Here is a 24,953-nt window from a genome sequence, read left to right as displayed (position 1 = left end):
CGTTCCGCTTAGAACAAGACGCGGCTGCGGATGGTGCCGTTGACTTGCTGGAGCTTTTCCAGGGCCAGATCCGAATATTCCGCATCGACGTCGATCACCACGTAGCCGACGCGCTCGTTGGTTTGCAGGAACTGGCCGCAGATGTTGATGCCGTTGTCGGCGAACACCTTGTTGATTTCGCTCATCACGCCGGGGATGTTCTCGTGGATGTGCAGCAGGCGATGCTTGCCCGGGTGCGACGGCAGGGCCACCTCCGGGAAGTTGACCGAGGACACCGAGGTGCCGTTGTCGCTGTACTTGACCAGCTTTTCGGCGACTTCCAGGCCGATGTTGGCCTGTGCTTCGGCCGTTGAGCCGCCGATGTGCGGGGTCAGGATCACGCGATCCAGGCCACGCAGTGGGCTTTCGAACTCTTCTTCGTTGGACTTCGGCTCGACCGGGAACACGTCGATCGCGGCGCCGATGAGGTGTTCGTCCTTGATCGCTGCGGCCAGGTGATCCAGCTCGACCACAGTGCCGCGGGCGGCGTTGATCAGGATGCCGCCCTTTTTCATCGCGCGGATTTCCTTCTCACCGATCATCCACTGGGTAGACGGCAGTTCCGGCACGTGCAGGGAGACGATGTCGCACATGCCCAGCAGTTCGTACAGCGAGCCGATCTGCGTGGCGTTGCCCAGCGGCAGCTTGGTCACCACGTCATAGAAATAGACCTGCATGCCGAGGCTTTCGGCCAGTACCGACAGCTGGGTGCCGATGGAGCCGTAACCGATAATGCCCAGCTTTTTGCCGCGAATCTCGAAGGAGTTGGCGGCGGACTTGATCCAGCCCCCGCGGTGGCAGGAGGCGCTCTTCTCCGGGATGCCGCGCAGCAGCAGAATAGCTTCGGCGAGCACCAGCTCGGCCACCGAACGGGTATTGGAATAGGGCGCGTTGAACACCGCGATACCGCGCTCGCGGGCGGCGTTGAGGTCGACCTGGTTGGTGCCGATGCAGAAACAGCCGACGGCGATCAGCTTCTTGGCGGCATCGAAGACTCCCTCGGTGAGCTGGGTGCGCGACCGGATGCCGATGAAATGGGCGTCGGCGATCTTCTCCTTCAGCTCCGCATCGGTCAGCGCGGTCTTGAGGTACTCGATGTTGGAGTAGCCGGCGGCCTTGAGGGTGTCGACAGCGTTCTGGTGAACGCCTTCGAGAAGAAGGAACTTGATCTTGCTCTTGTCGAGTGAGGTCTGGCTCATCTGCATTTAAACCTTAAGGCCGAAGGGTAGGACGAAGTGTCCAGCGAAGGCTGGCCGACCCGGTATCAGCGGTGTCGGGAGTCTGCCGAGGCACGTTTCAAAAGGGTGCGTATGCTAGCATACGGGCCCCTCGAAACACCCTATGTCCTGAACTGAAGCGTACTCAGGATGACCATGAATCGAATGAGAGTTCCCAAGATGACCGATCCCGCCCTGATCGACGAGCTGAAGACCCTGGTCGAGCCCGGCAAGGTGCTGACCGATGCCGATTCGCTGAATACCTATGGCAAGGACTGGACCAAGCAATTCGCTCCGGCACCCTCGGCTATCGTATTTCCGAAAACGGTCGAGCAGGTACAGGCTATCGTGCGTTGGGCCAACGAGCGCCAGGTCGCCCTGGTGCCCTCCGGCGGGCGTACCGGCCTCTCCGCCGCGGCGGTCGCCGCTAGTGGCGAGGTGGTGGTCTCCTTCGATTACATGAACCAGATCCTCGCCTTCGACGAGATGGACCGCACCGTCGTTTGTCAGCCGGGTGTGATCACCGCTCAGCTGCAGCAGTTCGCCGAAGACAAGGGCCTCTACTACCCGGTGGATTTCGCCTCGTCCGGTTCGAGCCAGATCGGCGGTAACATCGGCACCAATGCCGGCGGGATCAAGGTGATTCGCTACGGCATGACCCGCAACTGGGTGGCCGGGCTGAAGGTCGTCACCGGCAAGGGCGATCTGCTCGAGCTGAACAAGGACCTGATCAAGAACGCCACCGGCTACGACCTGCGTCAGCTGTTCATCGGCGCCGAAGGCACGCTGGGTTTCGTGGTCGAGGCGACCATGCGCCTGGAGCGTCAGCCGACCAACCTCACCGCCATGGTGCTGGGCACGCCTGACTTCGAATCGATCATGCCGGTGCTACATGCCTTCCAGGACAAGCTGGACCTGACCGCCTTCGAGTTCTTCTCCGACAAATGCCTGGACAAGATTCTCGGCCGTGGCGACATCCCGGCGCCGTTCGAGACGCGCACGCCGTTCTATGCGCTGCTGGAATTCGAAGCGACCACCGAGGAGCGTGCCGAACAGGCGCTGGCGACCTTCGAGCACTGTGTCAACGAAGGCTGGGTGGTTGATGGCGTGATGAGTCAGAGCGAGCAGCAACTGCAAAACCTGTGGAAGCTGCGCGAGTACATCTCCGAGACCATCTCGCACTGGACGCCCTACAAGAACGACATCTCCGTGACCGTTTCAAAGGTGCCGGCCTTCCTTGCTGACATCGATGCCATCGTCACCCGCAACTATCCTGATTTCGAGGTGCTCTGGTACGGCCACATCGGCGACGGCAACCTGCACCTGAACATTCTCAAGCCCGAGGCGTTGGCCAAGGAAGAGTTCTTCGACAAGTGCGCAGCGGTCAACAAATGGGTGTTCGAGACAGTCGAGAAATACAACGGCTCGATCTCCGCTGAACACGGTGTCGGCATGACCAAGCGCGATTACCTGACCTACAGTCGCTCCGAGGCGGAGATCGGCTACATGAAGGCGATCAAGGCGGCATTCGACCCGAATGGCATCATGAACCCGGGCAAAATTTTCAGCCTGAAGCCTGAAGCCTGAAGCCTGAAGCCTGAAGCCTGAAGCCTGAAGCCTGAAGCCTGCGCTTGGCCATTCGCTTCCAGCTTGCTGCTCCCTGAGGAATCCGCAATGAACTACAAGCATCAATACACCGACGGCACACCGATTCATTACCCGCTGGGCAAGGTGGTCTGCATCGGCCGCAACTATGCCGAGCATGCCAAGGAATTGAACAATCCGGTGCCGACCGAGCCGCTTCTGTTCATCAAGGCCGGCAGCTGCACGGTGCCGCTGGAAGGCGGCTTCAGCGTTCCGAGCGATCGTGGTGCGGTGCATTACGAGGCGGAGATCGCGGTGCTGATCGGCAAGCCGCTGTCGCGAAAGCCGAACGAGGAAGAAGTACGCGATGCGATCTCCGGCTTCGCCCCGGCGCTGGACCTGACCTTGCGTGACGTGCAGGCCAAGCTGAAGGAAAAGGGTCATCCGTGGGAAATTGCCAAGAGCTTCGACGGCGCCTGTGTGTTGGCGCCCTTCGTGCCAGGGGATGCGGTAAGCGACCTGACTGATATCGGCATTCGTCTGACGATCAACGGTGAGGTGCGCCAGGACGGTAACAGCAGTCAGATGCTCAATGCCATTCTTCCGCTGCTGCAGCACATCGCCGGTCATTTCAACCTGCAGCCGGGCGACGTGGTGTTGACCGGCACGCCCGCTGGCGTAGGCCCGCTTGGTCAGGGTGACCAACTGACGCTGGAGCTGGTCGGGCTGTCGCGTTTCGAAAGCCGCGTGCTCTGAACCGTCTGGCCGGATGGGTGCAACACCCCTCCGGCTGCGTTTTGCCAGTATCGCCCGTCTGATCCCCGTGCTGTAATCCGTGCCTCGCTTCGGATCAGCCTTCCATGTCAGCCAAGCCTTCTCGTCGTCCACGTCTGCACTGGTTTCTCTATACCCTGCTTGCTTTCTGCGTCGCCGCCGCCGCGATAGCGGGTGCGCTGTTGCATTGGGACAATCAGCTGGAACTCTACTGGCAAGAGCAGTCGGTGAATGCCAAACAGCGCGCGGCCAGCATCTGGTTGCCAGACTACGAGCTGGTCCTGGAGACGACACTGGTGGGGCTGGACGACGACCAGACCTCGGGGCTGACCTGGAACCCTGCGACAGGCACTCTGTTTACCGTAACGGGGCGGAACCCGCAGCTGATCGAGTTCTCCCCCGGTGGCGTGGTGCTTCGGCGTGTTCGGTTAATCGGCTTCTCCGATCCCGAAGCGGTCGAGGCGCTGGACGATGGACGCATGGCCATCGTCGATGAGCGTCGGCGGCTGGTCGCGGTGTTCCGATTGCCCCTGGACGTAGAGAGCGTCAATCTCGCGGATATAGCCAGCTATGACCTGGGCTTCGAGGGCGCCGGCAACAAGGGCTTCGAGGGGCTGGCATGGAACCCGCGCACCCGGCGCCTGCTCCTATCCAAGGAGCGCGACCCACAGGGTCTGTTCGAGCTGTCGATACCGGATGACGGTGGGCTCGCCGGAGCCCTGAAGTCGCTGCCGGATCAGCCATTGTTGGTGCGCGACATCTCATCGGTGGCTGTCGATCCACGCACCGGGCATACGCTGATGCTGTCTGACGAGTCGCGACTGCTGGTCGAGCTCGATCTGCAGGGCCGGCCACGCAGCTTCATCAGTCTGTTCGGCGGGCTCAACGGGCTGGTGGACGGCATTGACCAAGCCGAGGGTGTAGCTATGGACGAACGCGGCGATATCTACGTCGTTGGCGAGCCGAATCGCTTCTACGTCTTCAGCCGCCGGCGGTGACACCGGCGCGCCGTGTGCTCATGGCGTTTCGCTTCGCCCGTTAAGTTTCGGGTAAGCGAGGCGGTGGATAATCGCGTTTCCCTTCCGGCTACTGAGTGGCTCCATGCGTCGTACTTCCAAGATACTGGCTGCGCTGGCCAGCCTCGCTCTGCTAGTAGTCATCGCGGCTGGCCTGCATTACCAGTCGTTCGAGCGTGCCTGGTTCAACCTTGCTCAGTGGTACCACGCCGATGCGCGCCAAGCGGCTTCACTGTGGCTCCCCGACTACCGGGCGGTCATCCAGGCCCGGCAGGTCGAGGGTATCGCTGACGACCTGTCGGCGCTGACCTTCGATCCCGACCGCGACAGCCTGATCGCCATCACGAACGGCACGCCACAGTTACTCGAACTCAGCCTTCAGGGGGAACTGTTGCGAGCCATTCCGCTGACGGGATTCGGCGATCCGGAGGCGATCGAATATATCTCCCGTGGCGTCTATGTAATCAGTGACGAGCGACTGCAGCGCCTGTTGCGCGTGGAGGTTGACGAGCGCACCGAGCGGATCGACGCGGCGGCCAGCCAGCAGTTTTCGCTCGCTATCGAGCAGAACGGCAACAAGGGCTTTGAGGGATTGGCTTATGACGTCGCCGGCAATCGGCTGTTCGTCGCCAAGGAGCGCGACCCGGTACGCATCTACGAGATCCAGGGCTTTCCCTATGCCGAAAATGGCCAGCCACTGGCCGTGCACGTCAGCGAGGATCCCGAGCGCGATGCCGGTTTGTTCGTACGTGACCTTTCCAGCCTGCAATACGACGAGCAGACCGGTCACCTGCTGGCGCTGTCGGACGAGTCGCGCTTGATCGTCGAGCTGGATACTCGCGGCAAACCCATCAGCACACTGTCGCTGAGGGCCGGCGAGCACGGGCTTGAAAAGCACGTGCCGCAGGCCGAGGGCATTGCCATGGGGCCTGACGGCACCTTGTATCTGGTGAGCGAACCGAATCTGTTCTACGTGTTCCGCAAGGGCGATTAGCCGTGCTGCCCCTGCTTACTCTGCCTTCAGCGTCTGTACGCCATCCTTGGTGCCGAGTAGCAGAATATCGGCGGGGCGCGCCGCGAACAGGCCGTTGGTGACCACGCCGACGATGTTGTTGATCTGCGCTTCGAGATCCGGGGCGAAGCCGATCATCAGGTTATGCACGTCGAGGATGATGTTGCCGTTGTCGGTCACCACGCCTTCGCGATAGACCGGATCGCCGCCCAGCTTGACCAGCTCGCGAGCGACATGGCTGCGCGCCATGGGAATGACTTCCACCGGCAGTGGGAAGGCGCCGAGGCGATCGACCAGCTTGCTGCCATCGGCGATGCAGATGAAGGTCTTGGCCACTGCCGCGACGATCTTCTCCCGGGTCAGCGCCGCGCCACCACCCTTGATAAGCTCCAGATGGCTGTTGGTTTCGTCGGCCCCATCGACATAGAACTCCAGCTCGGACACCGTGTTCAGGTCATACACCGGAATGCCGTGGCCTTTGAGGCGTTCGGCCGTGGCGTCGGAACTGGCCACCGCGCCGTCGAAGACGCCCTTGTGCTTGGCCAACTGGTCGATGAAGTAGTTGGCGGTGGAGCCGGTGCCGACGCCGACAATGCTGCGGTCATTGAGCTGCGGGACGATGAGGTCGACGGCGGCCTGGGCGACGGCCTGCTTGAGTTGGTCCTGGGTCATGGCGTAAGGGTCCGGGCGGAGAGGAATCGAGGTGCGAAATTATAGCGGGGCCGCGACGACGGGTCTTGTGCAGTGAGCTGTACCTGTATTTTGTGTCCTGATTGCCGGTGGTCGTCGGGTTTTCCGCAGAGTAGACTCGATGGCCCCGCAAAGCCCGCCAAGATAGCCCACGATGCTCGAACAGTACGTCAAGAAGATCCTCACCTCGCGCGTCTATGACGTCGCGGTGGAAACCCCCTTGCAGCCCGCGCGCCAGCTTTCCGAGCGACTCGGCAATCAGATTCTGCTCAAGCGCGAGGATCTGCAGCCGGTGTTCTCGTTCAAGATTCGCGGCGCCTACAACAAGCTGGCGCAGCTGTCGCCCGAGGAGCTGGCGCGTGGCGTGGTGACCGCCTCGGCCGGCAACCATGCCCAGGGCCTGGCGCTGGCGGCTCGCGAACTGGGCATCAAGGCCACCATCGTCATGCCGCGCACCACGCCGGAGCTTAAGGTGCAGGGCGTACGCGCCCGCGGCGGAAAGGTCGTGCTGCAGGGCGATGCCTTTCCCGAGGCGCTCGCCTATTCGCTGAAGTTGGTCGAAGAAAAAGGCTACGTCTACATCCACCCGTACGACGATCCACACGTGATCGCCGGGCAGGGCACGGTGGCGATGGAAATCCTCCGTCAGCACCAGGGCCGGCTCGATGCGGTGTTCGTGCCGGTGGGCGGCGGCGGCCTGATCGCGGGCGTGGCCGCGTACATCAAATACCTGCGCCCGGAGGTCAAGGTCATCGGTGTCGAACCGGACGATTCCAATTGCCTGCAACAGGCCATGGCGGCCGGCGAACGCGTGGTGCTGCCGCAGGTGGGACTGTTCGCCGACGGCGTGGCCGTGGCGCAGATCGGTCAGCACACCTTCGATATCTGCCGACACCATGTCGATGAGGTGATCACTGTCAGCACCGACGAGATCTGCGCGGCGATCAAGGACATCTACGATGACACCCGCTCGATCACCGAGCCGGCCGGCGCGCTGGCGGTGGCCGGGATCAAGCGCTACGTCGAACGTGACGGTGTGGCGAATCAGGTATTGGTGGGCATCGATTCGGGCGCCAACGTCAATTTCGACCGCCTGCGTCATGTCGCCGAACGCGCCGAGCTGGGCGAGAAGCGCGAGGCGATCATTGCCGTGACCATCCCCGAGCAGCCGGGGAGTTTCAAGGCCTTCTGCGAGGCGCTGGGCAAGCGTCAGATCACCGAGTTCAACTACCGTTACCACCAGAATCGCGAGGCGCATATCTTCGTCGGCGTGCAGACGCATCCGGAAAACGATCCGCGTGCAGCCTTGGTCGAAGGCCTGCTGGCCAAGGGGTTTCCGGTACTCGACCTCACCGACAATGAACTGGCCAAGCTGCATACCCGTCATATGGTCGGCGGGCATGCGTCCGGCGTCAGTGACGAAGTGGTGTTTCGCTTCGAATTCCCGGAGCGGCCGGGGGCGCTGTTCAACTTCCTCAACAACCTGGGCGGGCGCTGGAACATCTCGATGTTCCATTACCGCAACCATGGCGCGGCCGACGGTCGCGTGGTCGCCGGCTTGCAGGTGCCGGCCGAGGAGCGTCATCTGCTACCGGCCGCGCTGGACAAGATCGGCTATCGCTACTGGGACGAGACGGACAATCCGGCCTACCAGCTGTTCCTCGGCTAGCGCCGTGTGGCTGTAGCCGCTGGAGCCAGACAGGCGCCGACCCACTAACCGAACAGAGCACTGGCGAGAACAATGGAACACTATCAGCTGTTGAATATCGCCCACGCCGCGCTGGCGATTCTCCTGACACTCGGGCTGATCGCCCACATCGCCATGCTGTGGAAGGCCTGGCGCCGCGCCGATACAGCCGTGCTGCAGCAGAAGCTGCGACGCACGCGGCTGTTTTCCCTGCCCCTGTTGGCGGCCCTGGCGCTGCTGCTGCCGCTGACGGGCTGGTGGCTGGTGCATCTCGCCGGTTTCCCACTTGGGCAGCTCTGGCTGCTGGCCAGCTCGATCCTGTTCCTGATCATGGTGCCCCTCGCGTTGCTGCTCGGAGGACGTTTGCGTGCCTGGCAAGGCCTGGGTGATACACCGGCACCGGTCAAGCTGCCGCGCTTCGCGCTGGTCTACGCCGGGCTGATTCTGCTGATACTCGTCGCGATCATGGGGCTGATGGGCGCCAAGCCTGTCTGATCCGGGGACGCAGGGCGATCAGGCAGCCTCTCCGGTAGTCGAGCGATACCACCAATACCCCGCGAGCAAGGCGAACAGCAGGCTGCCGCTTGCGTAGAGCCAGCCAAAGCCGCCGGTCAGGCTGAACAGAATGTACGCCAGTAGTGGACCGCAGGCGGCACCGAGGTCCTGGCCGATGGAATAGCGGGTCATGAACCGCACCGCATCGAGGCGGCTGGCGGTCTCGGCGGCGAGCGCATCGCCGAGCGTGGTCAACGCCGTAGCGGCCAGCAAGGCCAGTAGCGCCACCAGCAACCATAGGGACAGTGGCAGGCTCAGTGCCATCGGCGCGAAGCTGGCTGCTCCCAACAGAAGGGCGCCGACCAGCAACGGCAGGCGTCGCTGCGGCATGTCCGACCAGCGTCCTATCCGGCGAGCCAGCCAGGGCTCCCAGGCCCAGCGCAGCGCTTGCAGAACGCCGGCCGCCGCGGTGGCGCTGAGCAGCAGGCCGAACAGTTCCAGTTCCACGCCTTGGTAATGGCCGATCAGCGCGCTCAGCGTCGAGGCGAAGATGCCTTGTATGAGCAGGGCGATCACGAGTCCGGTGAACATCACCGGCCAACTACGCCCGCGGCTGCCGAAGCGGCTGCCGGATGTCTCGGTCGTCCGTGGCTGCACATCGACCGCGGCGGGCAGGTTAAAGCCGAACAGCAGCAGCGGCAGCCCCAGCAATGACAGCAGGCCAAAGGCCCAGGCCAGGGCCGGCAGCCCGATGAACGCCACCAGCAAGCCGCCCAGCAGCATGCCGAACAGGCTGCCCAGACGATACAGGCCGTTGTATAGCCCGATCGCATGACCCTGACCGCAAGGTTCGGCGCAGCGCACCACGGCGGTGAGCCCGCCGATGCGAAACAACGACCAGGCGACGCCCCAGAGTGCGCGTAACAGTAGCCAGGCGACGAAACCCTGGGCCCAACCGTAGCCGCAGGTGCTGATGGCGCCGAGCAGAACGGCGAGCAGTAGGCCGGTACGCAACGAGATTCGCTGGTAGAGCAGCCCGATCAGCGGATTGATCGGCAGACGAACCAGGCGATTGATCGCCAGCAGCGCGCCGACCTGCCACAACGAGTCCAGCCCTGCTTCCTGCCAGTGCAGGGGCAGAGCGATGTAGAGCATCGAGTCGCCCAGCAGGCTGAGAGCCGTGGCCAGCGACACCATCACCACGGGCTGCATGCCCGGTTTCCTTGTGTCTGAGCCGATCATGGAGCCTCCTCGATCAGCGCAGGCTGATGACCTCCCAACCACGCTGTTGGGCGATTTCGCGCAGAATCGGGTCTGGATCGACCGCAACCGGATGACTGACCCGCTCGAGCAGCGGCAGGTCATTGCGCGAGTCGCTGTAGAAATAGCTGCCCTCCAGGCTCTGTCCGGTCTCCTTCAGCCAACGTTCGATGCGCGTGACCTTGCCCTCCTGAAAGCAGGGCACATCGGTGAGACGACCGGTGTAGCGGCCGTCTAGCATCTCGCACTCCGTGGCGAGCAGCGTGTCCACGCCCAGTCGCGCAGCAATAGGTCCGGTAATGAAGCGGTTGGTCGCCGTGATGATCACCACGCGGTCGCCGGCTTCATGGTGCTGGCGCACCAGTGCCTCGCCCTTGGCTAGCACGATGGGCTCAATGAAGTCGCGCATGAATTCGCCGTGCCATTGCTCCAGCTGTGCCATCTCGCTGCGACCGAGCAGTTCCTGGCAGAAATTCTGGTAGGCCTCGACATCCAGCGTGCCCGCGAGGTAGTCCTGATAGAAGGCATCGTTACGCGCCCTGTAATCGGTGGCGTCGACCAGGTCGCGTTGGCAGAGGAATTCACCCCAGGCATGGTCGCTGTCACCGGCCAACAAGGTGTTGTCGAGATCGAATAGAGCCAGGCGCACGCCGCGTTCCTCGGAGCGATAAAAGGGACGCGAAGCATAGCGGGATTGCCCGGTGCATGGCACCCTCAAGGCACCAAACCGCAGTCTGGAGCCGGTTGATCAACGGCGGTGCAGCGTGCTTTCTGCTTTTCGCCTTTTTGTGGAACAATGCCGCGACATGCGTTTGCGAGGTTGTATGCCGTGATCGACTCCGATGGTTTTCGCCCCAACGTCGGCATCATCCTGACCAATGATGCCGGGCAAGTACTATGGGCTCGACGGATTAATCAGGACGCCTGGCAATTCCCGCAGGGCGGCATCAATCCGCGCGAGACACCGGAAGAAGCGCTTTACCGTGAACTCAACGAGGAGGTAGGGCTGGAGCAGCAGGATGTGAAGATCCTCGCCTGCACCCGGGGCTGGTTGCGCTATCGTCTGCCGCAGCGGCTGGTACGGACCCATAGTCAGCCGCTGTGCATCGGGCAGAAGCAGAAGTGGTTTCTGTTGCGCCTGACCGGCACCGAGGACCGAGTACGCATGGATCTCACCGGCAAGCCCGAGTTCGATGGCTGGCGCTGGGTCAGTTACTGGTACCCACTGGGTCAGGTCGTCACCTTCAAACGCGAGGTTTATCGTCGCGCCTTAAAAGAACTCGCCCCGCGCCTATTGGCGCGGGACTGACGGGAGAAAGCCCCTGAGCATGCTCGGCACGCTGCGCAAGATTGTCCAGGAAGTAAACGCCGCCAAGGACCTCAAGGCGGCCTTGGGCATCATCGTGCTGAGAGTCCGGGAGGCCATGGCCAGCCATGTTTGCTCGGTCTACCTGCTCGATCCGGAATCCGGCCGATTTGTCCTGATGGCTACCGAAGGCCTGAACAAGAAGGCCATCGGCAAAGTCAGCATGGCGCCCAACGAGGGCCTGGTCGGTCTAGTCGGCACGCGGGAGGAACCGCTCAACCTCGAGCACGCTTCCGAACACCCACGTTACCGATATTTCGCTGAAACGGGTGAAGAGCGCTACGCGTCCTTCCTCGGTGCGCCGATCATTCACCATCGGCGGGTGATGGGCGTTCTGGTCATTCAGCAGCGAGAGCAACGCCTGTTCGACGAGGGCGAAGAAGCCTTCCTCGTGACCATGAGCGCGCAGCTCGCTGGCGTCATCGCCCATGCAGAGGCGACGGGTTCGATACGCGGCCTCGGCCGGCAGGGCAAAGGCATTCAGGAAACCCGCTTCATCGGAATCCCCGGTGCGCCCGGCGCTGCCGTGGGTACTGCGGTAGTCGTGCTGCCACCTGCCGACCTGGATGTGGTGCCGGACAAGACCATCACGAACATCTCGGCCGAACTCGAACTGTTCGAAGCGGCGCTCGAAGCCGTGCGTGCCGACATGCGCGCATTGTCGGAGAAGCTCGCCACGCAGATGCGCAAGGAAGAACGCGCACTGTTCGATGTCTACCTGATGATGCTCGACGACTCCGCCCTCGGCGGCGAGGTCTCCAAGGTGATCCGCACCGGCCAGTGGGCGCAGGGTGCCTTGCGCCAGGTGGTCAGCGACCATGTTGGCCGCTTCGAAATGATGGACGACGCCTATCTGCGTGAGCGTGCCTCTGACGTCAAGGACATCGGCCGCCGCCTGCTCGGCTATCTGCAACAGGCCCGCCAGCAGACGTTGACCTATCCGGATAACACCATTCTGGTCAGCGAAGAGTTGTCTCCGGCGATGCTCGGCGAAGTGCCCGAAGGCAAATTGATGGGCATGGTTTCGGTGCTCGGTTCGAGCAACTCGCATGTGGCGATCCTGGCCCGCGCTATGGGTATTCCCACGGTGATGGGTGCGGTCGATCTGCCTTACTCGAAGGTCGATGGCATCGAGATGATCATCGACGGCACGCGCGGCGAGATCATCACCAACCCGGCCAAGGTGCTGCGCGAGCAATACCTGGTCCTGGCCGAGCAGGAACGCCAGCTCTCCGAAGGCTTGGACATCCTGCGTGAGCTGCCTTGCGAAACCACCGACGGTGTGCGCATTCCGTTGTGGGTCAATACCGGGTTGCTGGCCGATGTGGTACGGGCGCAGGAACGCGGTGCCGAAGGCGTGGGCCTGTATCGCACCGAAGTGCCCTTCATGATCAAGGAGCGCTTTCCCAGCGAGAAGGAGCAAATGGCGATCTATCGCGAACAGCTGCAGGCCTTCCACCCGCTGCCGGTGACCATGCGTAGCCTCGACATCGGCGGAGACAAGAGTCTGCCGTACTTCCCGATCAAGGAAGAGAACCCCTTCCTCGGCTGGCGCGGCATCCGCGTCACCCTGGACCACCCCGAGATTTTCCTGTTGCAAACCCGCGCCATGCTCAAGGCCAGCGCCGGGCTCGACAACCTGCGCATCCTGCTGCCGATGATTTCCGGCACCCGCGAACTGGAAGAGGCGCTGCACTTGATCCATCGCGCCTGGGGCGAGGTGCGGGACGAGGGCACCGACGTCGAAATGCCCCCGGTGGGCGTGATGATCGAAGTCCCGGCGGCGGTCTACCTGACCCGGGAGCTGGCACGTCAGGTGGATTTCATTTCGGTCGGCTCGAACGACCTGACCCAGTATTTGCTGGCGGTCGATCGCAACAACCCACGCGTGGCCGATCTCTACGATTACCTGCACCCAGCCGTACTCGAGGCGCTGCAGCGCATCGTTCGCGAGGCCCATGAGGAAGGCAAGCCGGTGAGTATCTGCGGCGAGATGGCCGGTGATCCGGGCGCGGCCATCCTGCTGCTGGCGATGGGCTTCGACAGCCTGTCAATGAACGCCACCAACCTGCCGAAGGTGAAGTGGATGCTACGCCAGATCAGCTCGGCGACGGCGCGTGAACTGCTGGCCAAGGTGATGGTGATGGACAGCCCGCAGGTGATTCATGCCACGGTGCAACTGACCTTGCGTAACCTCGGTCTGGACCGCATGGTCAATCCTTCGGCGGCGCTCTAGAGACGAATCAAACGTGCATCGGACCGCTCACCTGGCTGAGCGGCGGCAGGTTGATGCGACTCTCCCCCAACCGGCCAGCAGGGCCGAAGCAGCGCTCGATGAGCTCCGTCGAGCCATCTGCGCGGCGGATCAGGACGGTACTGGCACGGGTTCCGTACTCGGCGCTGGCGATAAACACGCTCGATAGCCGCTTTTCCCACTCATATGGCACGCCGGTGCTGGGCAGTTCGGCGTCCGCAGCGGGCTGTGGATCGCTCAGTAGCTGTAGCAGCTTTTCCGCTTCCGGTGTGCACAGACATTCTTGCAGTGCTGAGCGTGCGCGCACGAGTTTCGGCCATGGCGTGTCCAGAGCCGCATTGGACAAACCGTAGATTCCGGGCAGGAGCTGTTCCGGTGCACCCATGGCCGAGTTGAGATACCACAATTCGCGCGTATCGCCGACCAGCAGATTGAAGCCTGAATACTGCTGCAGGCGACCTGTCAGCTCCGTCAGATACGCCTGGGGAGACAGCTGGCCTCGCAGATAACGCTCGGGCAGCTCGCCCCGAGAGCGAGCCCCGAGCGGTGCGCCCGGTGCGCGAATATTGGTCAGCGCGGCGAAGCGACCGGCAGCTCCGATCCCCATCCAGGTGCCGCCGGCCTGCAGGTCACGTCCGGCAATGACGTGGGGCGCGTCTTCCCAGACAGCTAACGGCAGGCTGGGACGTGCATGGAACTCATCGCGGTTGGCGGCGACGATCACTGGCAGCGCCTGGTTTGGGCGCCAGGCGAAAACGATCAGGCACATAGGTATGTTCAGCTGGAAGCTCGAAGCCGAAAGCTTGAAGCCAAGCACCCTGGCTCGGCAACCTCTTCCAGCTTCCAGCTTCCAGCTTCCAGCTTCCAGCTTCCAGCTTCCAGCTTCCAGCTTCCAGCTTCCAGCTTTTCCGCTACCATGCCGCTTTGTTTTCCAGGGTGGCCTGATGGAGTTTGTGCTTTATCTGCTTCTCGGCGGATTTGCCGGTGTGCTGGCCGGGCTATTTGGCGTGGGCGGTGGGATGATCATCGTTCCGGTGCTGGTCTTCAGCTTCACCCTGCAAGGCTTCGATCCGCTGGTGCTGACCCATCTGGCCGTGGGTACGTCGCTGGCCACCATTATCTTTACCTCGCTGAATTCGGTCAGGGCCCATCACCGCCGGAGCGCGGTGCGCTGGCCTGTAGTGCTGTGGATGACGGTCGGGATCCTGCTCGGCGCGGCATTGGGAAGTCTCACCGCGGCCGCGATCCAGGGGCCTATGTTGCAGAAGATCATCGGTGTGTTCGCCATCGCCATGGCGATCCAGATGGCCTTTCCACTGCAGCCCAAGGCCAGCCGCGGCGTGCCCGGCAAGCCAGGCCTCACGCTGGCGGGCATCGTGGTTGGCTGGGCTTCGGCGATCTTCGGTATTGGCGGCGGTTCCCTGACAGTACCCTTTCTCAGTTGGCGCAGCGTGCCCATTCAGCAAGCGGTTGCGACGTCTGCGGCTTGTGGTATGCCGATCGCCATTGTCGGCGCGTTGAGTTTTGTGATGGTCGGCTGGCAGGATGCGCATCTGCCGGAATGGAGTCTGGGCTTCGTTTATTTGCCGGCGGTGCTGGGCATTGCCCTTACCAGCATGTTCTCCGCTCGCATCGGTGCCCAGCTGGCACATCGGCTGTCGGCCCTTATGCTTCGGCGCCTGTTTGCACTGTTACTGCTCAGCGTTGGTATCAACTTTTTGATCTGAGGAAACCCGGATGCTGCCTTACCCGCAGATAGACCCTGTGGCCGTTTCGCTAGGCCCACTACAAATCCACTGGTATGGCCTGATGTATCTCATCGGCATCGGTGGCGCCTGGCTGCTGGCGTCGCGCCGGCTGCAGCGCTTCGAACCCAGCTGGGACAAGGACAAGCTCTCCGATCTGGTGTTCTGGGTCGCCATGGGCGTGATCGTCGGTGGGCGGCTGGGCTACGTGCTGTTCTACGATTTGTCGTCCTACCTCAACGATCCGACACTGATCTTTCAAGTATGGAAGGGTGGCATGTCGTTCCATGGAGGGCTGCTCGGCGTGCTGCTGTGCACCTGGATATTCGCCCGCCGCAACGACAAGAAGTTTTTTGAGTTGATGGACTTTATCGCGCCCTTCGTTCCGATCGGATTGGGCGCCGGACGTATCGGCAATTTCATTAATGCCGAGCTCTGGGGCAAGGCGACTGATGTGCCTTGGGCGATGGTATTTCCGACCGACCCGCAGCAGCTGGCGCGGCATCCGTCGCAGCTCTATCAGTTCGCGCTGGAAGGGGTGGCGTTGTTCGTTATCCTCTGGATTTATTCCAGCAAGCCGCGACCGACCATGGCGGTGTCCGGCCTGTTCGCCGTCTGCTATGGGATCTTCCGCTTCATCGTCGAATTCGTGCGAGTCCCCGATGCCCAACTCGGCTACCTGGCGTTTGGCTGGTTGACCATGGGGCAGTTGCTCTGCGTACCCATGGTGCTGCTCGGCCTCGGCATGATCGCCTGGGGCTATCGTCACGAGACGGCCAAGGCGCCGGCCTGATCGGAGCCATCCGGCTTGTCGCCTAGTGCGCGACAAGCCGGACGCCGCCTTTTACTATGTCCTGCTTCCTTGTCACCGCGCCTCGGCGCCCGCTTCGAGCCCATCGATGAAACAGTATCTCGACCTGATGCGCCACGTGCGCGAGAACGGAACCTTCAAGAGCGACCGCACCGGCACCGGCACCTACAGCGTGTTCGGCTACCAGATGCGCTTCGACCTGGCTGACGGCTTCCCGCTGGTGACCACCAAGAAGTGCCACCTCAAATCCATCATTCATGAGCTGCTGTGGTTCCTCCAGGGCGACACCAATATCAAGTACCTGCAGGAAAACGGCGTGCGGATCTGGGACGAGTGGGCCGACGAGAACGGCGAGCTCGGCCCGGTCTACGGCTACCAGTGGCGCAACTGGCCGGCCCCCAATGGGGAGTCGGTGGACCAAATCGCCAAGCTGGTAGAGATGATCAAGAGCAAGCCGGACTCACGCCGGCTGATGGTGTCGGCCTGGAACCCGGCATTGGTCGATCAGATGGCACTGCCGCCGTGCCACGCACTGTTCCAGTTCTACGTTGCCGAGGGCAAGCTCAGCTGCCAGCTGTATCAGCGCTCGGCGGATATATTCCTTGGCGTCCCCTTCAATATTGCCAGCTATGCGCTGCTGACGCTGATGGTCGCTCAGGTCTGCGATCTGCAGCCGGGTGACTTCATCTGGAGCGGCGGCGACTGCCATCTATACGCCAACCATCTGGAACAGGCCGATCTGCAGCTGACCCGCGAACCGCTGCCACTGCCGACGATGAAGCTCAACCCGGCGGTAAAAGATCTGTTCGCTTTCCGCTTCGAGGACTTCGAGCTGGTGGGCTACGAAGCACATCCGCACATCAAGGCTCCTGTCGCCGTCTGAATGCGGCTTTGGTCGGGTTTGTCCCTGCGGGTAACCCGACTGTCACATTTGCCGTATAGACTCGACCGTTCAGGGTTTCGAGGGTTTGGCATGCGCAGGGTCGTATTCAATCAGAAAGGCGGCGTCGGGAAGTCCAGCATTGCCTGCAACCTGGCGGCGGTGAGCGCGGCGCAGGGTTATCGCACGCTGCTGATCGATCTTGATGCGCAGGCCAACTCCAGCCACTACCTGTCAGGCCTGACGGGAGAGGCGTTGCCCACTGGCATCGCCGACTATTTCAAACAAGTGCTGGCGGGCGGCGCGTCCGGCAAGAAAGCACGGCCGCCGATCACCGAGACGCCATTCGAAAACCTGCACCTGATCACCGCGACGGCGGAACTGGCCGACCTGCAACCCAAGCTCGAAGCCAAGCACAAGATCAATAAGCTGCGAAAACTGCTGGAAAGCCTTTCCGAAGAATACGAGCGCATCTATCTGGATACGCCACCGGCGCTGAACTTCTTTACCGTCTCGGCGCTGATTGGTGCCGATCGCTGCTTGATTCCTTTCGACTGCGACAGCTTTTCCCGCCAGGCGCTGTACAGCCTGCTCGACGAAATCGAGGAGTTGCAGGAGGACCACAACGAGGGACTGATGGTCGAAGGCATCGTGGTCAATCAGTTCCAGCCGAGAGCGGCGCTCCCGCAGCAGATCATCGACGAGCTGCTGGCCGAGGGGCTGCCGGTGTTGCCGGTGCACCTGATGAGCTCGGTGCGGATGCGCGAGTCGCACCAGGTCTGCACACCGTTGATTCACTTCGATCCGCGGCACAAGTTGACCCAGCAGTTCGTCGAATTGCACGAGTACCTGGAACGCCAGGCCTGAAGCGATTCAATCGTCGCGCGAGCGCTCGATCTTGCGGCCCAGGCGTGAGGCATAAAGCTCGCCGATGATGCCGCGGCGGAAGATCAGTACGCAGACCATGAAGATGATCCCGGTCACCAGGGTGACGGGCAGCTCCGAGGTCGCAAAATAATTGCCCAGTGTGGTCACCAGCGCCGCGCCGAACACAGGGCCTACTAGGGTGCCGATTCCGCCGAGCAGCGTCATCAACACCACCTCGCCGGACATCTGCCAGCTGACGTCCGTGAGGGTCGCGAACTGGAACACCAGAGCTTTGAGCCCGCCAGCCAGCCCCGCCAGGGTCGCCGACATGACGAAGGCGCCGAGCTTGTAGCGCGACACCGTGTAGCCGAGGGAAATCGCCCGGTTTTCGTTCTCGCGAATCGATTTGAGGATCATGCCGTAAGGCGAGTTGATGATTCGCCAGATCGCCAGCATGCCGAGCAGGAACACCGTCAACACGAAGAAGTACATGTTCAGCGGCTCTTTCAAATCGATCAGGCCGAACAGGTGGCCACGTGGAATGCCCTGAATGCCGTCCTCGCCATGGGTGAAGGGTGCCTGCAGGCAGAAAAAGAAGAACATCTGCGACAGCGCCAGGGTGATCATCGTCGAGTAGATGCCTTGCCTGCGGATCGCCAGGAAGCCGATCACCAGCCCCAAGAAGGCGGCGCCGACCACCCCAACGAGAATGCCCAACTCCGGCGTCAGTCCCCATTCCTTGACCGCGTGCGCGGTGAAATAGGCGCCGCCACCGAAGAACGCCGCGTGCCCGAACGAGAGGATGCCGGTGTAGCCCAGCAGCAGGTTGAACGCGCAGGCGAATAGCGCGAAGCACATCACCTTCATCAGAAACACGGGATAGAAATGCAGAGGAGCGAGGACCAGGCCGAGGATGCCGATGAGGATCAGGATCGTCTCGGCATTCCAGCGCTTTCGCTTTGCTGCGGAAATTGCGGTCGTTTGCTGCATGTCAGCCATCCCTTCCCATCAAGCCCGCAGGGCGCACGAGCAGCACAATCGCCATGACCACGAAGATCACGATATTGGATGCCTCGGGGTAGAACACTTTGGTCAGCCCCTCGAGAATGCCGAGCATGTAGCCGGTGATGATCGCTCCCAGAATGGAGCCCATTCCTCCGACCACCACCACGGCGAACACGACGATGATCAGGTTCGAACCCATCAGCGGACTGACCTGATAGATCGGCGCCGCGAGTATTCCCGCCAGCCCCGCCAGGCCGGCGCCCAGCCCGTAGGTGAAGGTCAGCAGCAGGGGTACGTTGATGCCGAAGGTGCGCACCAGTGTGGGATTCTCGGTGGCGGCGCGCAGGTACGAACCGAGTTTGGTCTTTTCGATCAGCAGCCAGGTGCTCAAGCAGATCAACAGTGACGCCAGCACGACCCAGGCACGGTATTTCGGTAGAAACATGAAGCCCAGGTTGTAGCCACCCGACAGCAGGCTCGGTACCGCATAGGGTTGTCCGGACGAGCCGTAGTAATAGCGGAAGGCACCTTCCAGCGCGAGGGCCAGGCCGAACGTGAACAGCAGGCCGTAGAGGTGATCGAGGTTGTACAGCCGAGACAGCGCCAGCCGCTCGACGGCCGCGCCGGCGAGGCCGACGATCAGCGGCGCCAGGATCAGCGCCGGCCAGTAGCCGATGCCGAGCACCGCCAACAGAAGGTAGCCGGCGAAGGCGCCCATCATGTATTGCGCGCCGTGGGCGAAGTTGATCACCTTGAGCAGGCCAAAAATAATCGCCAGGCCCAGGCTGAGCATGGCGTAAAAGGAGCCGTTGATCAGGCCGATCAGCAGCTGCCCGAGAAAAGCCTGAATAGGTACGCCGAAGATCTCCGTCATCAGACCCCCAGGGTTTCGTTGAGTATGGTCATGCGATCCGACAGCTCGCTGACATGGAAGCTGTCGACGATCCGCCCGTGGTCGACGAGGTAGAAGCGGTCGGCGACTTTACTGGCGAAGCGGAAGTTTTGCTCCACCAGCAGGATGGTCATGCCGCGTTGCTTGAGCGTCAGCAGTACGTCCCCGATGCGCTGTACGATCACCGGCGCCAGCCCCTCGGTGGGTTCGTCGAGCAACAGCAGCTTTGCCCCGGTGCGCAGTATGCGTGCGATTGCCAGCATCTGCTGCTCACCGCCGGACAGTTTGGTTCCAGCGCTGTTACGACGCTCCTTGAGGTTGGGGAACAGCTCGTAGATCTCGGCGGTGGACATGCCACCCTTGGCGATGATCGGCGGCAGGTTGAGGTTTTCGTCCACCGTCAGGGTGGCGAAGATACCGCGTTCCTCCGGCACGAATCCCATCCCGGTGTGGGCGGCTCGGTGCAGCGGTACACGCATCATGTCATGGCCATCGAAGTGGATGGTTCCGGTCCGTTTGCGGATGATGCCCATGATCGAGCGCAACGCGGTGGTCTTGCCGACCCCGTTGCGGCCGAGCAAGGTAACCGTCTCGCCCTGATGGACATCCAGATCGATGCCGTGCAAGGCGTGGCTTTCGCCGTACCAGGCGTTCAGCTCGCGAACGCTCAGCAGCGGGGTGGCGTCATTCATCTTCCGTCCCCATATAGGCTTCGCGTACACGTGGGTCCTGACTTACGCTGCGGTAGTCTCCAGAGGTGAGAATTTCCCCACGCTGCAGCACGGTGACCTGATCGCAGAGATCGGCGACGACTTTCAAGTTGTGTTCGACCATCAGCACGGCTCGATCACGGGCGACCTCGCGGATCAGGTCGGACACGATGTGCACGTCTTCGTGGCCCATGCCGGCCATCGGTTCGTCGAGAAGCAATACGTTCGGCTCCAGCGCCAAGGTGGTGGCGATTTCCAGCACCCGCTTGCGGCCGTAGGAAAGATCCGCCGCCGGACTGTTGTAAGCATCCTGCAGGCCGACCGACTCGATCAGCGCCATGGCCCGCTCGTTCAGCCGGTTCAGCGAGCGCAGCGGCAACCAGAACTGGGTCGCCAGTCCGCCGGGCCGTTGCAGCGCCACGCGGACGTTCTCCAGCACGCTCAGGTGCGGAAACACTGCAGATATCTGAAAAGAGCGCACCAGTCCCATACGCGCCACCTTGGCCGGGTCGGTGCGAGTGATGTCATGACCGAGCAGGCGAATGGTGCCGCTCGACGGTTGCAGAAATTTAGTCAGGAGGTTGAACACCGTCGTCTTGCCGGCGCCGTTAGGTCCGATCAGCGCATGGACCCGGGCGTGGTGTACGTCCAGGTCGACATTGTTCACCGCCACGAAACCGCCGAAATCGCGGCGCAGCCCACGCGCCGAAAGGACGACGCGCGGCTGATCGCCAGTGGCCGGGGACGCCGCGGCGTCCCCGGCGATGCTGCCACTGATGGTCGCCATGCTATTGCTTGGCCAGGTCGCAGCCGCTCTCGGCTGGCTTGATGTAGGCCTCGTCGCCCGGAACCGTGGCGAGCACCTTGTAGTAGTCCCAGGGCTGCTTGCTTTCGTCGGGTTTCTTCACTTCCATCAGGTACACGTCGCTGATCAGACGGCCATTGGCGCCGACCTTGCCGTTGCGGGCGAAAAGGTCGTTCACCGGCATCTCGTGCATGGCCTTGGCCACCGCTTCGGTTTCATCTGTGCCGACCTTGTCGATCGCCTTGAGGTACTGCATCACGCCCGAATAGGTGGCGGCGTGGACCATGTTGGGCATCCGCCCGGTGCGTTCGAAGAAGCGTTTGCCGAATTCGCGGGACTGCTCGTCGCGATCCCAGTAGAAGCTTTCGGTGAGGGTCAGCCCCTGCGCGGCTTCCAGGCCAAGACCATGAACTTCCGAGAGGGTGAAGAGCAACGCCGCCAGACGCTGACCACTGGCGACAATGCCGAATTCAGCGGCCTGTTTGATGGCATTGGCGGTATCCAGCCCGGCGTTGGCCAGTCCGATGACCTGGGCGCCGGACGACTGCGCCTGTAGCAGGAATGAGGAGTAATCGTTGGTTGCCAGCGGGTGGCGCACAGCGCCCTTGATTTCGCCGCCCTTGGCTTTGACGAACTCGCTGGTCTGCTCTTCCAGCGAATAACCGAAGGCGTAATCGGCGGTGAGGAAGTACCAGCTGTTACCGCCTTGAGACACTAGCGCGCCACCGGTGCCGACCGCCAGTGCATGGGTGTCATAGGCCCAATGGAAGCCGTAGGGCGAGCACTGCTTGCCGGTCAGCTCCACTGTCGCTGCACCGGTCACCAGATCGATCTTCTTCTTTTCCTTGGAAATACCTTGGACCGCGAGCGCTACGGAAGAAGTGGTCAGTTCCATGATGGAGTCGACCTGCTCGCGGTCGTACCACTGACGGGCAATGTTGGAAGCGATGTCAGGCTTGTTCTGGTGGTCGGCGGTCACGATCTCGATAGGGACGCCTTGCACTTTTCCACCGAAGTCCTCGGCCGCCATCTTCGCCGCTTCGTAAGACCACTTGCCGCCAAAGTCGGCGTAGACGCCGGATTGGTCGTTGAGAATGCCGATTTTTACCTTGCCATCGGATATCTCGGCAGCCGTCGCGGGTATCGCCGCCGCGGCGCTCAATGTTGCCGTTGCAATTGCCAGAAGCTTCATCATCGCCTATCTCCTTGCAGGGGTTGACCGCTTACACGACGGCCCACGCTGGGCTGCCACACTGGACGGTGCGGTGGTAACGGGGAGCGGCAGACAGGGCTGCCGACCATCAACGATCTGGCGCCGGTTGGCGCTGCGGTAACGGTTCAGAGCGCGATCGACGAGATCCATCGGTCGCGGAAAATGGGGGTGGCGGCAATCGGGGTGGTACCGAAAGAAATGGTTTGGCGTCGTGCCGGGCGCGCACTGAGGGTCGAGGGGGTCCGGTGTTGTGCTCATTCGGCCTGGCATAGGGTTTTTCTAGTTATTGTTCAGCACTAAACGTAGCAGGGGATCGGCCAGACGCAACTGGCCAATTCGGAGGAACCGAGCGGCCTCGGCTGCTTGTTCGGCGCAGTGCGCGAGCTTGACGCTCCCGTTAAGGGTAAGCAGGAAAGCAAATGGGCGCGGCGTTTTCCGTGTGCGTCGTGTCGAGCTGCTGGCAAGGCTGCTTTGTCCAACACATGAAACCTGAGTCAGTCGAACGTCCCTTCCGGTCGCGAGCGACGGGCGAATGGCGGCTGATGGGCACACGAGGGCATAGTGCCACGTTGGTCGGCTGTGCTTTGTTCATCCGGCCGCTAACGCTATGCTGACGGCCATTCAGGCAGGAGCAATAGATGAGCAAGGTCAGTGTGCTGGTGGTGGATGACGCGCCCTTTATCCGGGATCTGGTGAAGAAGGGGTTGCGTAGCCATTTCCCCGGTATCCGCATCGAAGATGCGGTGAACGGCCGCAAGGCCCAGCAAATGCTCGATCGCGAAAGCTTCGATCTGATTCTCTGTGACTGGGAAATGCCCGAGATGTCCGGGCTCGAGCTGCTCACCTGGTGTCGTGCACACGAAAAGCTCAAGACCACACCGTTCATCATGGTCACCAGCCGTGGCGACAAGGAGAACGTGGTCCAGGCGATCCAGTCCGGTGTTTCCGATTTCATCGGCAAACCGTTCTCCAACGAACAGCTGACCACCAAGGTGCGCAAGGCGCTGGGCCGCGCCGGCAAGCTCGATGCGCTGGCCGCCAGCGCGCCGGCTCGGCCAACGAACACCGGGATGGCCAATGACTCGCTGGCCGCATTGACCGGTGGTAAGGCCGACGTGATCAAGCCCGCGTCCGCTGCACCGGTCGCATCGCCGGCACCCGGATTCGCTGCGCCGTCGGTTCAGCCGGGCGCCGCCAAACCGACGGCGGCCAATGGAGGCCGCGGCCAGGGCCAACTGCGCCTGCCGAGCGGGACGCTTCCCTGCGTGATAAAGGCGTTGAGCCTCAAGGAGGGCCTGCTGGTAGTCAAGCGCAGCGAGAACCTGCCGCAGGTGCTGGAAAGCGCGGTACTCGATCTAGAGCAGGGAGAGGGCGGCGAAGTGGCTCGTCTGAACGGCTACCTGCATGCCGTGGCGGCATTGGAGCCGAAGCCGGACAGTGAGTGGCTGCAGCTGACCTTCCGTTTCGTTGACCGCGACCCACAAAAACTCGACTATTTATCGCGGCTGATTGCCCGCGGCACCGCGCAGCGGCATTTCGTGCCGGGTGCCTGACCCGGCTCCATAACGATTCAGGTGGATGGCGCAATGGGCCGTTCATCCGAAAAGAGGCGTATGGAGGGAACGATTTCACAGCCCGACAGTCGGTGGCTCGCGCATGCCCCGTTGCGCTGCTAGTCTGCATCGCTCTGAACACATAACCACATGAAGTCTGCCGTTATGTTGGGGCGCATCATTCTTAGTTTCGGGTTGTTCTGGCTGGCCTCGTCCGCCTCGGCCCTGACCATCTACAAATACACCGACGCCAACGGCGTGGTCACCTACAGCGACCAGGCCGCGCCGGGCGCGCGGGTATTCACCTTCAACGATCGCATGGTCGAGAAGCTCGACACCCAGGTAAAGCTGGAAACCCGCAAGCATGCCGCCGGCGAGACCCTGCTGGTGCGCAATGACCTGTTTGCGCCGGTGGACATCGAGCTCAAACTGACCGGTGTGAAGAACGCCGTCGGCGCGCCGGACAAGCCGATCCGCTGGGTGCTGCCCCCGCGCAGCCAGATTCGCCTGGCGACGCTGGCCCCGCTGGACCCGACCCAACCACTGAAATACACCCCCAAGCTGCGCCACGCCCTCGGCGATCCGCGCCTGCTACCCAAACCCTACAAGTATCCGCTGCCCTGGCGCGGCGGCCCGTTCCGTCTGACCCAAGGCGCCAACGGCAAATATAGCCATTTCACCCCGAAGGGCCGTTATGCGGCCGACATCGCCATGCCCGAGGGCACGCCGATCATCGCGGCGCGCGGCGGTATGGTGGTCAAGATCGAAAACAGCCAGAGCGGGCGCGGTAACAACCCCTCCGGCAACTACGTGCGGATCCTCCACGACGACGGCACCATGGGCGTTTATCTGCATCTGATGAAGGGCTCGGTCGATGTGCGTGAGGGTCAGCGTGTCGAAACGGGAGCCCGCATTGCGCGCTCCGGCAATACCGGCAACAGCACCGGCCCGCACTTGCATTTTGTGGTGCAGCGCAACGTTGGGCTGGCGATCGAATCGATTCCCTTCGACTTCTCCCAGCCGGTCAATAGCCTGCCGAATTTCGCTGTCGGCGGAGATTGACTAAAAGCCACTAGCC

The 24,953-nt window shown here is 62.2% G+C and carries 24 protein-coding genes; 14 read left to right on the top strand and 10 right to left on the bottom strand.

Going from position 1 to position 24,953, the window contains the following annotated elements; translation table 11 throughout:
- Positions 1 to 8: 8 nt before the first annotated feature.
- Complete coding sequence (serA, locus tag ACL0K2_RS11795; protein ID WP_413042707.1) at positions 9 to 1,238, bottom strand: phosphoglycerate dehydrogenase; 1,230 nt, start codon at positions 1,236 to 1,238, stop codon at positions 9 to 11.
- A 198-nt stretch (positions 1,239 to 1,436) separates the two neighbouring features.
- Here serA and ACL0K2_RS11790 point away from each other — a divergent pair, with 198 nt between their 5' ends.
- The 4 genes from ACL0K2_RS11790 to ACL0K2_RS11775 all read left to right on the top strand — a co-directional run bounded on the left by ACL0K2_RS11790 (position 1,437) and on the right by ACL0K2_RS11775 (position 5,624).
- Positions 1,437 to 2,843, top strand: coding sequence for an FAD-binding oxidoreductase (locus ACL0K2_RS11790; RefSeq protein WP_239610048.1), 1,407 nt, complete (start codon positions 1,437 to 1,439; stop codon positions 2,841 to 2,843).
- Between the two features lie 87 nt (positions 2,844 to 2,930).
- Positions 2,931 to 3,596, top strand: coding sequence for a fumarylacetoacetate hydrolase family protein (locus tag ACL0K2_RS11785; RefSeq protein ID WP_045160309.1), 666 nt, complete (start codon positions 2,931 to 2,933; stop codon positions 3,594 to 3,596).
- Positions 3,597 to 3,700: 104 nt separating this feature from the next.
- The gene (locus ACL0K2_RS11780) at positions 3,701 to 4,612 is read left to right on the top strand and encodes an SdiA-regulated domain-containing protein (RefSeq protein WP_045160310.1); all 912 of its coding nucleotides are present in this window, start codon (positions 3,701 to 3,703) and stop codon (positions 4,610 to 4,612) included.
- Between the two features lie 103 nt (positions 4,613 to 4,715).
- Positions 4,716 to 5,624 carry an SdiA-regulated domain-containing protein gene (locus tag ACL0K2_RS11775; protein ID WP_413042706.1) on the top strand — a complete coding sequence of 303 codons (909 nt, stop codon included), beginning with the start codon at positions 4,716 to 4,718 and terminating at the stop codon, positions 5,622 to 5,624.
- A gap of 15 nt (positions 5,625 to 5,639) precedes the next feature.
- Here ACL0K2_RS11775 and rpiA read toward each other — a convergent pair whose 3' ends face one another.
- Positions 5,640 to 6,314: a ribose-5-phosphate isomerase RpiA gene (rpiA, locus tag ACL0K2_RS11770; protein WP_413042705.1), complete on the bottom strand. Its 675-nt coding sequence runs from the start codon at positions 6,312 to 6,314 to the stop codon at positions 5,640 to 5,642.
- Between the two features lie 172 nt (positions 6,315 to 6,486).
- Between rpiA and ilvA the strand changes: the two genes are divergently transcribed.
- Both ilvA and ACL0K2_RS11760 read left to right on the top strand, forming a co-directional pair.
- On the top strand, positions 6,487 to 8,001 hold the full coding sequence (gene ilvA / locus ACL0K2_RS11765) for a threonine ammonia-lyase, biosynthetic (protein ID WP_045160313.1): 1,515 nt from the start codon (positions 6,487 to 6,489) through the stop codon (positions 7,999 to 8,001).
- A gap of 72 nt (positions 8,002 to 8,073) precedes the next feature.
- Positions 8,074 to 8,514, top strand: coding sequence for a DUF2269 family protein (locus tag ACL0K2_RS11760; protein WP_045160314.1), 441 nt, complete (start codon positions 8,074 to 8,076; stop codon positions 8,512 to 8,514).
- An 18-nt stretch (positions 8,515 to 8,532) separates the two neighbouring features.
- On the opposite strand, the gene ACL0K2_RS11755 is transcribed toward ACL0K2_RS11760, so the two are convergent.
- Both ACL0K2_RS11755 and ACL0K2_RS11750 read right to left on the bottom strand, forming a co-directional pair.
- The gene (locus ACL0K2_RS11755; protein WP_413042704.1) at positions 8,533 to 9,756 is read right to left on the bottom strand and encodes an MFS transporter; all 1,224 of its coding nucleotides are present in this window, start codon (positions 9,754 to 9,756) and stop codon (positions 8,533 to 8,535) included.
- Positions 9,757 to 9,769: 13 nt separating this feature from the next.
- Entirely contained in the window at positions 9,770 to 10,423 is a 654-nt protein-coding gene (locus tag ACL0K2_RS11750; protein WP_045160316.1) for an HAD family hydrolase, read from the bottom strand.
- Positions 10,424 to 10,603: 180 nt separating this feature from the next.
- Here ACL0K2_RS11750 and ACL0K2_RS11745 point away from each other — a divergent pair, with 180 nt between their 5' ends.
- Together ACL0K2_RS11745 and ptsP are read left to right on the top strand one after the other, a co-directional pair.
- Positions 10,604 to 11,083, top strand: coding sequence for an RNA pyrophosphohydrolase (locus tag ACL0K2_RS11745; protein ID WP_025240063.1), 480 nt, complete (start codon positions 10,604 to 10,606; stop codon positions 11,081 to 11,083).
- Positions 11,084 to 11,102: 19 nt separating this feature from the next.
- Entirely contained in the window at positions 11,103 to 13,376 is a 2,274-nt protein-coding gene (ptsP, locus tag ACL0K2_RS11740) for a phosphoenolpyruvate--protein phosphotransferase (protein ID WP_045160317.1), read from the top strand.
- A gap of 7 nt (positions 13,377 to 13,383) precedes the next feature.
- On the opposite strand, the gene ACL0K2_RS11735 is transcribed toward ptsP, so the two are convergent.
- Positions 13,384 to 14,163, bottom strand: a complete 780-nt coding sequence (locus ACL0K2_RS11735; protein ID WP_413042703.1) for an NRDE family protein — start codon at positions 14,161 to 14,163, stop codon at positions 13,384 to 13,386.
- A 175-nt stretch (positions 14,164 to 14,338) separates the two neighbouring features.
- Between ACL0K2_RS11735 and ACL0K2_RS11730 the strand changes: the two genes are divergently transcribed.
- From ACL0K2_RS11730 to ACL0K2_RS11715, 4 genes are all read left to right on the top strand, one after another.
- Entirely contained in the window at positions 14,339 to 15,121 is a 783-nt protein-coding gene (locus tag ACL0K2_RS11730; protein WP_045160352.1) for a sulfite exporter TauE/SafE family protein, read from the top strand.
- Positions 15,122 to 15,131: 10 nt separating this feature from the next.
- Entirely contained in the window at positions 15,132 to 15,932 is an 801-nt protein-coding gene (lgt, locus tag ACL0K2_RS11725; protein ID WP_045160319.1) for a prolipoprotein diacylglyceryl transferase, read from the top strand.
- Positions 15,933 to 16,038: 106 nt separating this feature from the next.
- Positions 16,039 to 16,833 (top strand): thymidylate synthase, encoded by a 795-nt coding sequence (locus ACL0K2_RS11720; protein ID WP_045160320.1) that lies wholly within the window; start codon positions 16,039 to 16,041, stop codon positions 16,831 to 16,833.
- A 90-nt stretch (positions 16,834 to 16,923) separates the two neighbouring features.
- Entirely contained in the window at positions 16,924 to 17,697 is a 774-nt protein-coding gene (locus tag ACL0K2_RS11715; RefSeq protein WP_045160321.1) for a ParA family protein, read from the top strand.
- A 6-nt stretch (positions 17,698 to 17,703) separates the two neighbouring features.
- Here the strand turns inward: ACL0K2_RS11715 and ACL0K2_RS11710 are convergent, their stop codons facing one another.
- Genes ACL0K2_RS11710 through ACL0K2_RS11690 form a run of 5 tightly spaced genes read right to left on the bottom strand, consistent with a single transcriptional unit; the run spans position 17,704 to position 22,301 of the window.
- Entirely contained in the window at positions 17,704 to 18,687 is a 984-nt protein-coding gene (locus ACL0K2_RS11710; protein WP_239610066.1) for a branched-chain amino acid ABC transporter permease, read from the bottom strand.
- 1 nt (position 18,688) lies between these two features.
- Complete coding sequence (locus tag ACL0K2_RS11705; protein WP_045160323.1) at positions 18,689 to 19,576, bottom strand: branched-chain amino acid ABC transporter permease; 888 nt, start codon at positions 19,574 to 19,576, stop codon at positions 18,689 to 18,691.
- A complete protein-coding gene (locus ACL0K2_RS11700; RefSeq protein WP_045160324.1) occupies positions 19,576 to 20,286 on the bottom strand; it encodes an ABC transporter ATP-binding protein in 711 nt (236 codons plus the stop codon). The genes ACL0K2_RS11705 and ACL0K2_RS11700 overlap by 1 nt, the downstream gene beginning before the upstream one ends.
- Positions 20,279 to 21,091, bottom strand: a complete 813-nt coding sequence (locus ACL0K2_RS11695) for an ABC transporter ATP-binding protein (RefSeq protein ID WP_413042702.1) — start codon at positions 21,089 to 21,091, stop codon at positions 20,279 to 20,281. Before ACL0K2_RS11695 ends, ACL0K2_RS11700 begins: the two co-directional genes overlap by 8 nt.
- Before the next feature lies 1 nt (position 21,092).
- Positions 21,093 to 22,301: an ABC transporter substrate-binding protein gene (locus tag ACL0K2_RS11690; RefSeq protein WP_239610271.1), complete on the bottom strand. Its 1,209-nt coding sequence runs from the start codon at positions 22,299 to 22,301 to the stop codon at positions 21,093 to 21,095.
- A 659-nt stretch (positions 22,302 to 22,960) separates the two neighbouring features.
- Between ACL0K2_RS11690 and ACL0K2_RS11685 the strand changes: the two genes are divergently transcribed.
- On the top strand, positions 22,961 to 23,875 hold the full coding sequence (locus ACL0K2_RS11685) for a response regulator (protein WP_045160326.1): 915 nt from the start codon (positions 22,961 to 22,963) through the stop codon (positions 23,873 to 23,875).
- 165 nt (positions 23,876 to 24,040) lie between these two features.
- Complete coding sequence (locus tag ACL0K2_RS11680; RefSeq protein WP_239610272.1) at positions 24,041 to 24,937, top strand: peptidoglycan DD-metalloendopeptidase family protein; 897 nt, start codon at positions 24,041 to 24,043, stop codon at positions 24,935 to 24,937.
- The last annotated feature ends 16 nt before the right edge of the window (positions 24,938 to 24,953 follow it).

This window comes from Pseudomonas sp. YJ42 (genome assembly GCF_047225135.1).
GTDB classification, from domain to species: Bacteria; Pseudomonadota; Gammaproteobacteria; order Pseudomonadales; family Pseudomonadaceae; genus Stutzerimonas; species Stutzerimonas stutzeri_E.
The sequence above is the reverse complement of the archived record's forward strand: the minus strand, read 5'-3'. Positions and strand labels throughout refer to the sequence as shown.

Bases quoted from the DNA above. Each gene is read 5' to 3' on its own strand.
- rpiA (WP_413042705.1), bottom strand. From the start codon at position 6,314: ATGACCCAGGACCAACTCAAGCAGGCCGTCGCCCAGGCCGCCGTCGAC.
- ACL0K2_RS11790 (WP_239610048.1), top strand. From the start codon at position 1,437: ATGACCGATCCCGCCCTGATCGACGAGCTGAAGACCCTGGTCGAGCCC.
- lgt (WP_045160319.1), top strand. From the start codon at position 15,132: ATGCTGCCTTACCCGCAGATAGACCCTGTGGCCGTTTCGCTAGGCCCA.
- ACL0K2_RS11695 (WP_413042702.1), bottom strand. From the start codon at position 21,091: ATGGCGACCATCAGTGGCAGCATCGCCGGGGACGCCGCGGCGTCCCCG.
- ACL0K2_RS11690 (WP_239610271.1), bottom strand. From the start codon at position 22,301: ATGAAGCTTCTGGCAATTGCAACGGCAACATTGAGCGCCGCGGCGGCG.
- ptsP (WP_045160317.1), top strand. From the start codon at position 11,103: ATGCTCGGCACGCTGCGCAAGATTGTCCAGGAAGTAAACGCCGCCAAG.
- ACL0K2_RS11780 (WP_045160310.1), top strand. From the start codon at position 3,701: ATGTCAGCCAAGCCTTCTCGTCGTCCACGTCTGCACTGGTTTCTCTAT.
- ACL0K2_RS11755 (WP_413042704.1), bottom strand. From the start codon at position 9,756: ATGATCGGCTCAGACACAAGGAAACCGGGCATGCAGCCCGTGGTGATG.
- ACL0K2_RS11730 (WP_045160352.1), top strand. From the start codon at position 14,339: ATGGAGTTTGTGCTTTATCTGCTTCTCGGCGGATTTGCCGGTGTGCTG.
- ACL0K2_RS11785 (WP_045160309.1), top strand. From the start codon at position 2,931: ATGAACTACAAGCATCAATACACCGACGGCACACCGATTCATTACCCG.
- ACL0K2_RS11705 (WP_045160323.1), bottom strand. From the start codon at position 19,576: ATGACGGAGATCTTCGGCGTACCTATTCAGGCTTTTCTCGGGCAGCTG.
- ACL0K2_RS11775 (WP_413042706.1), top strand. From the start codon at position 4,716: ATGCGTCGTACTTCCAAGATACTGGCTGCGCTGGCCAGCCTCGCTCTG.
- serA (WP_413042707.1), bottom strand. From the start codon at position 1,238: ATGAGCCAGACCTCACTCGACAAGAGCAAGATCAAGTTCCTTCTTCTC.
- ilvA (WP_045160313.1), top strand. From the start codon at position 6,487: ATGCTCGAACAGTACGTCAAGAAGATCCTCACCTCGCGCGTCTATGAC.
- ACL0K2_RS11720 (WP_045160320.1), top strand. From the start codon at position 16,039: ATGAAACAGTATCTCGACCTGATGCGCCACGTGCGCGAGAACGGAACC.
- ACL0K2_RS11760 (WP_045160314.1), top strand. From the start codon at position 8,074: ATGGAACACTATCAGCTGTTGAATATCGCCCACGCCGCGCTGGCGATT.
- ACL0K2_RS11735 (WP_413042703.1), bottom strand. From the start codon at position 14,163: ATGTGCCTGATCGTTTTCGCCTGGCGCCCAAACCAGGCGCTGCCAGTG.
- ACL0K2_RS11710 (WP_239610066.1), bottom strand. From the start codon at position 18,687: ATGCAGCAAACGACCGCAATTTCCGCAGCAAAGCGAAAGCGCTGGAAT.
- ACL0K2_RS11715 (WP_045160321.1), top strand. From the start codon at position 16,924: ATGCGCAGGGTCGTATTCAATCAGAAAGGCGGCGTCGGGAAGTCCAGC.
- ACL0K2_RS11700 (WP_045160324.1), bottom strand. From the start codon at position 20,286: ATGAATGACGCCACCCCGCTGCTGAGCGTTCGCGAGCTGAACGCCTGG.
- ACL0K2_RS11680 (WP_239610272.1), top strand. From the start codon at position 24,041: ATGTTGGGGCGCATCATTCTTAGTTTCGGGTTGTTCTGGCTGGCCTCG.
- ACL0K2_RS11685 (WP_045160326.1), top strand. From the start codon at position 22,961: ATGAGCAAGGTCAGTGTGCTGGTGGTGGATGACGCGCCCTTTATCCGG.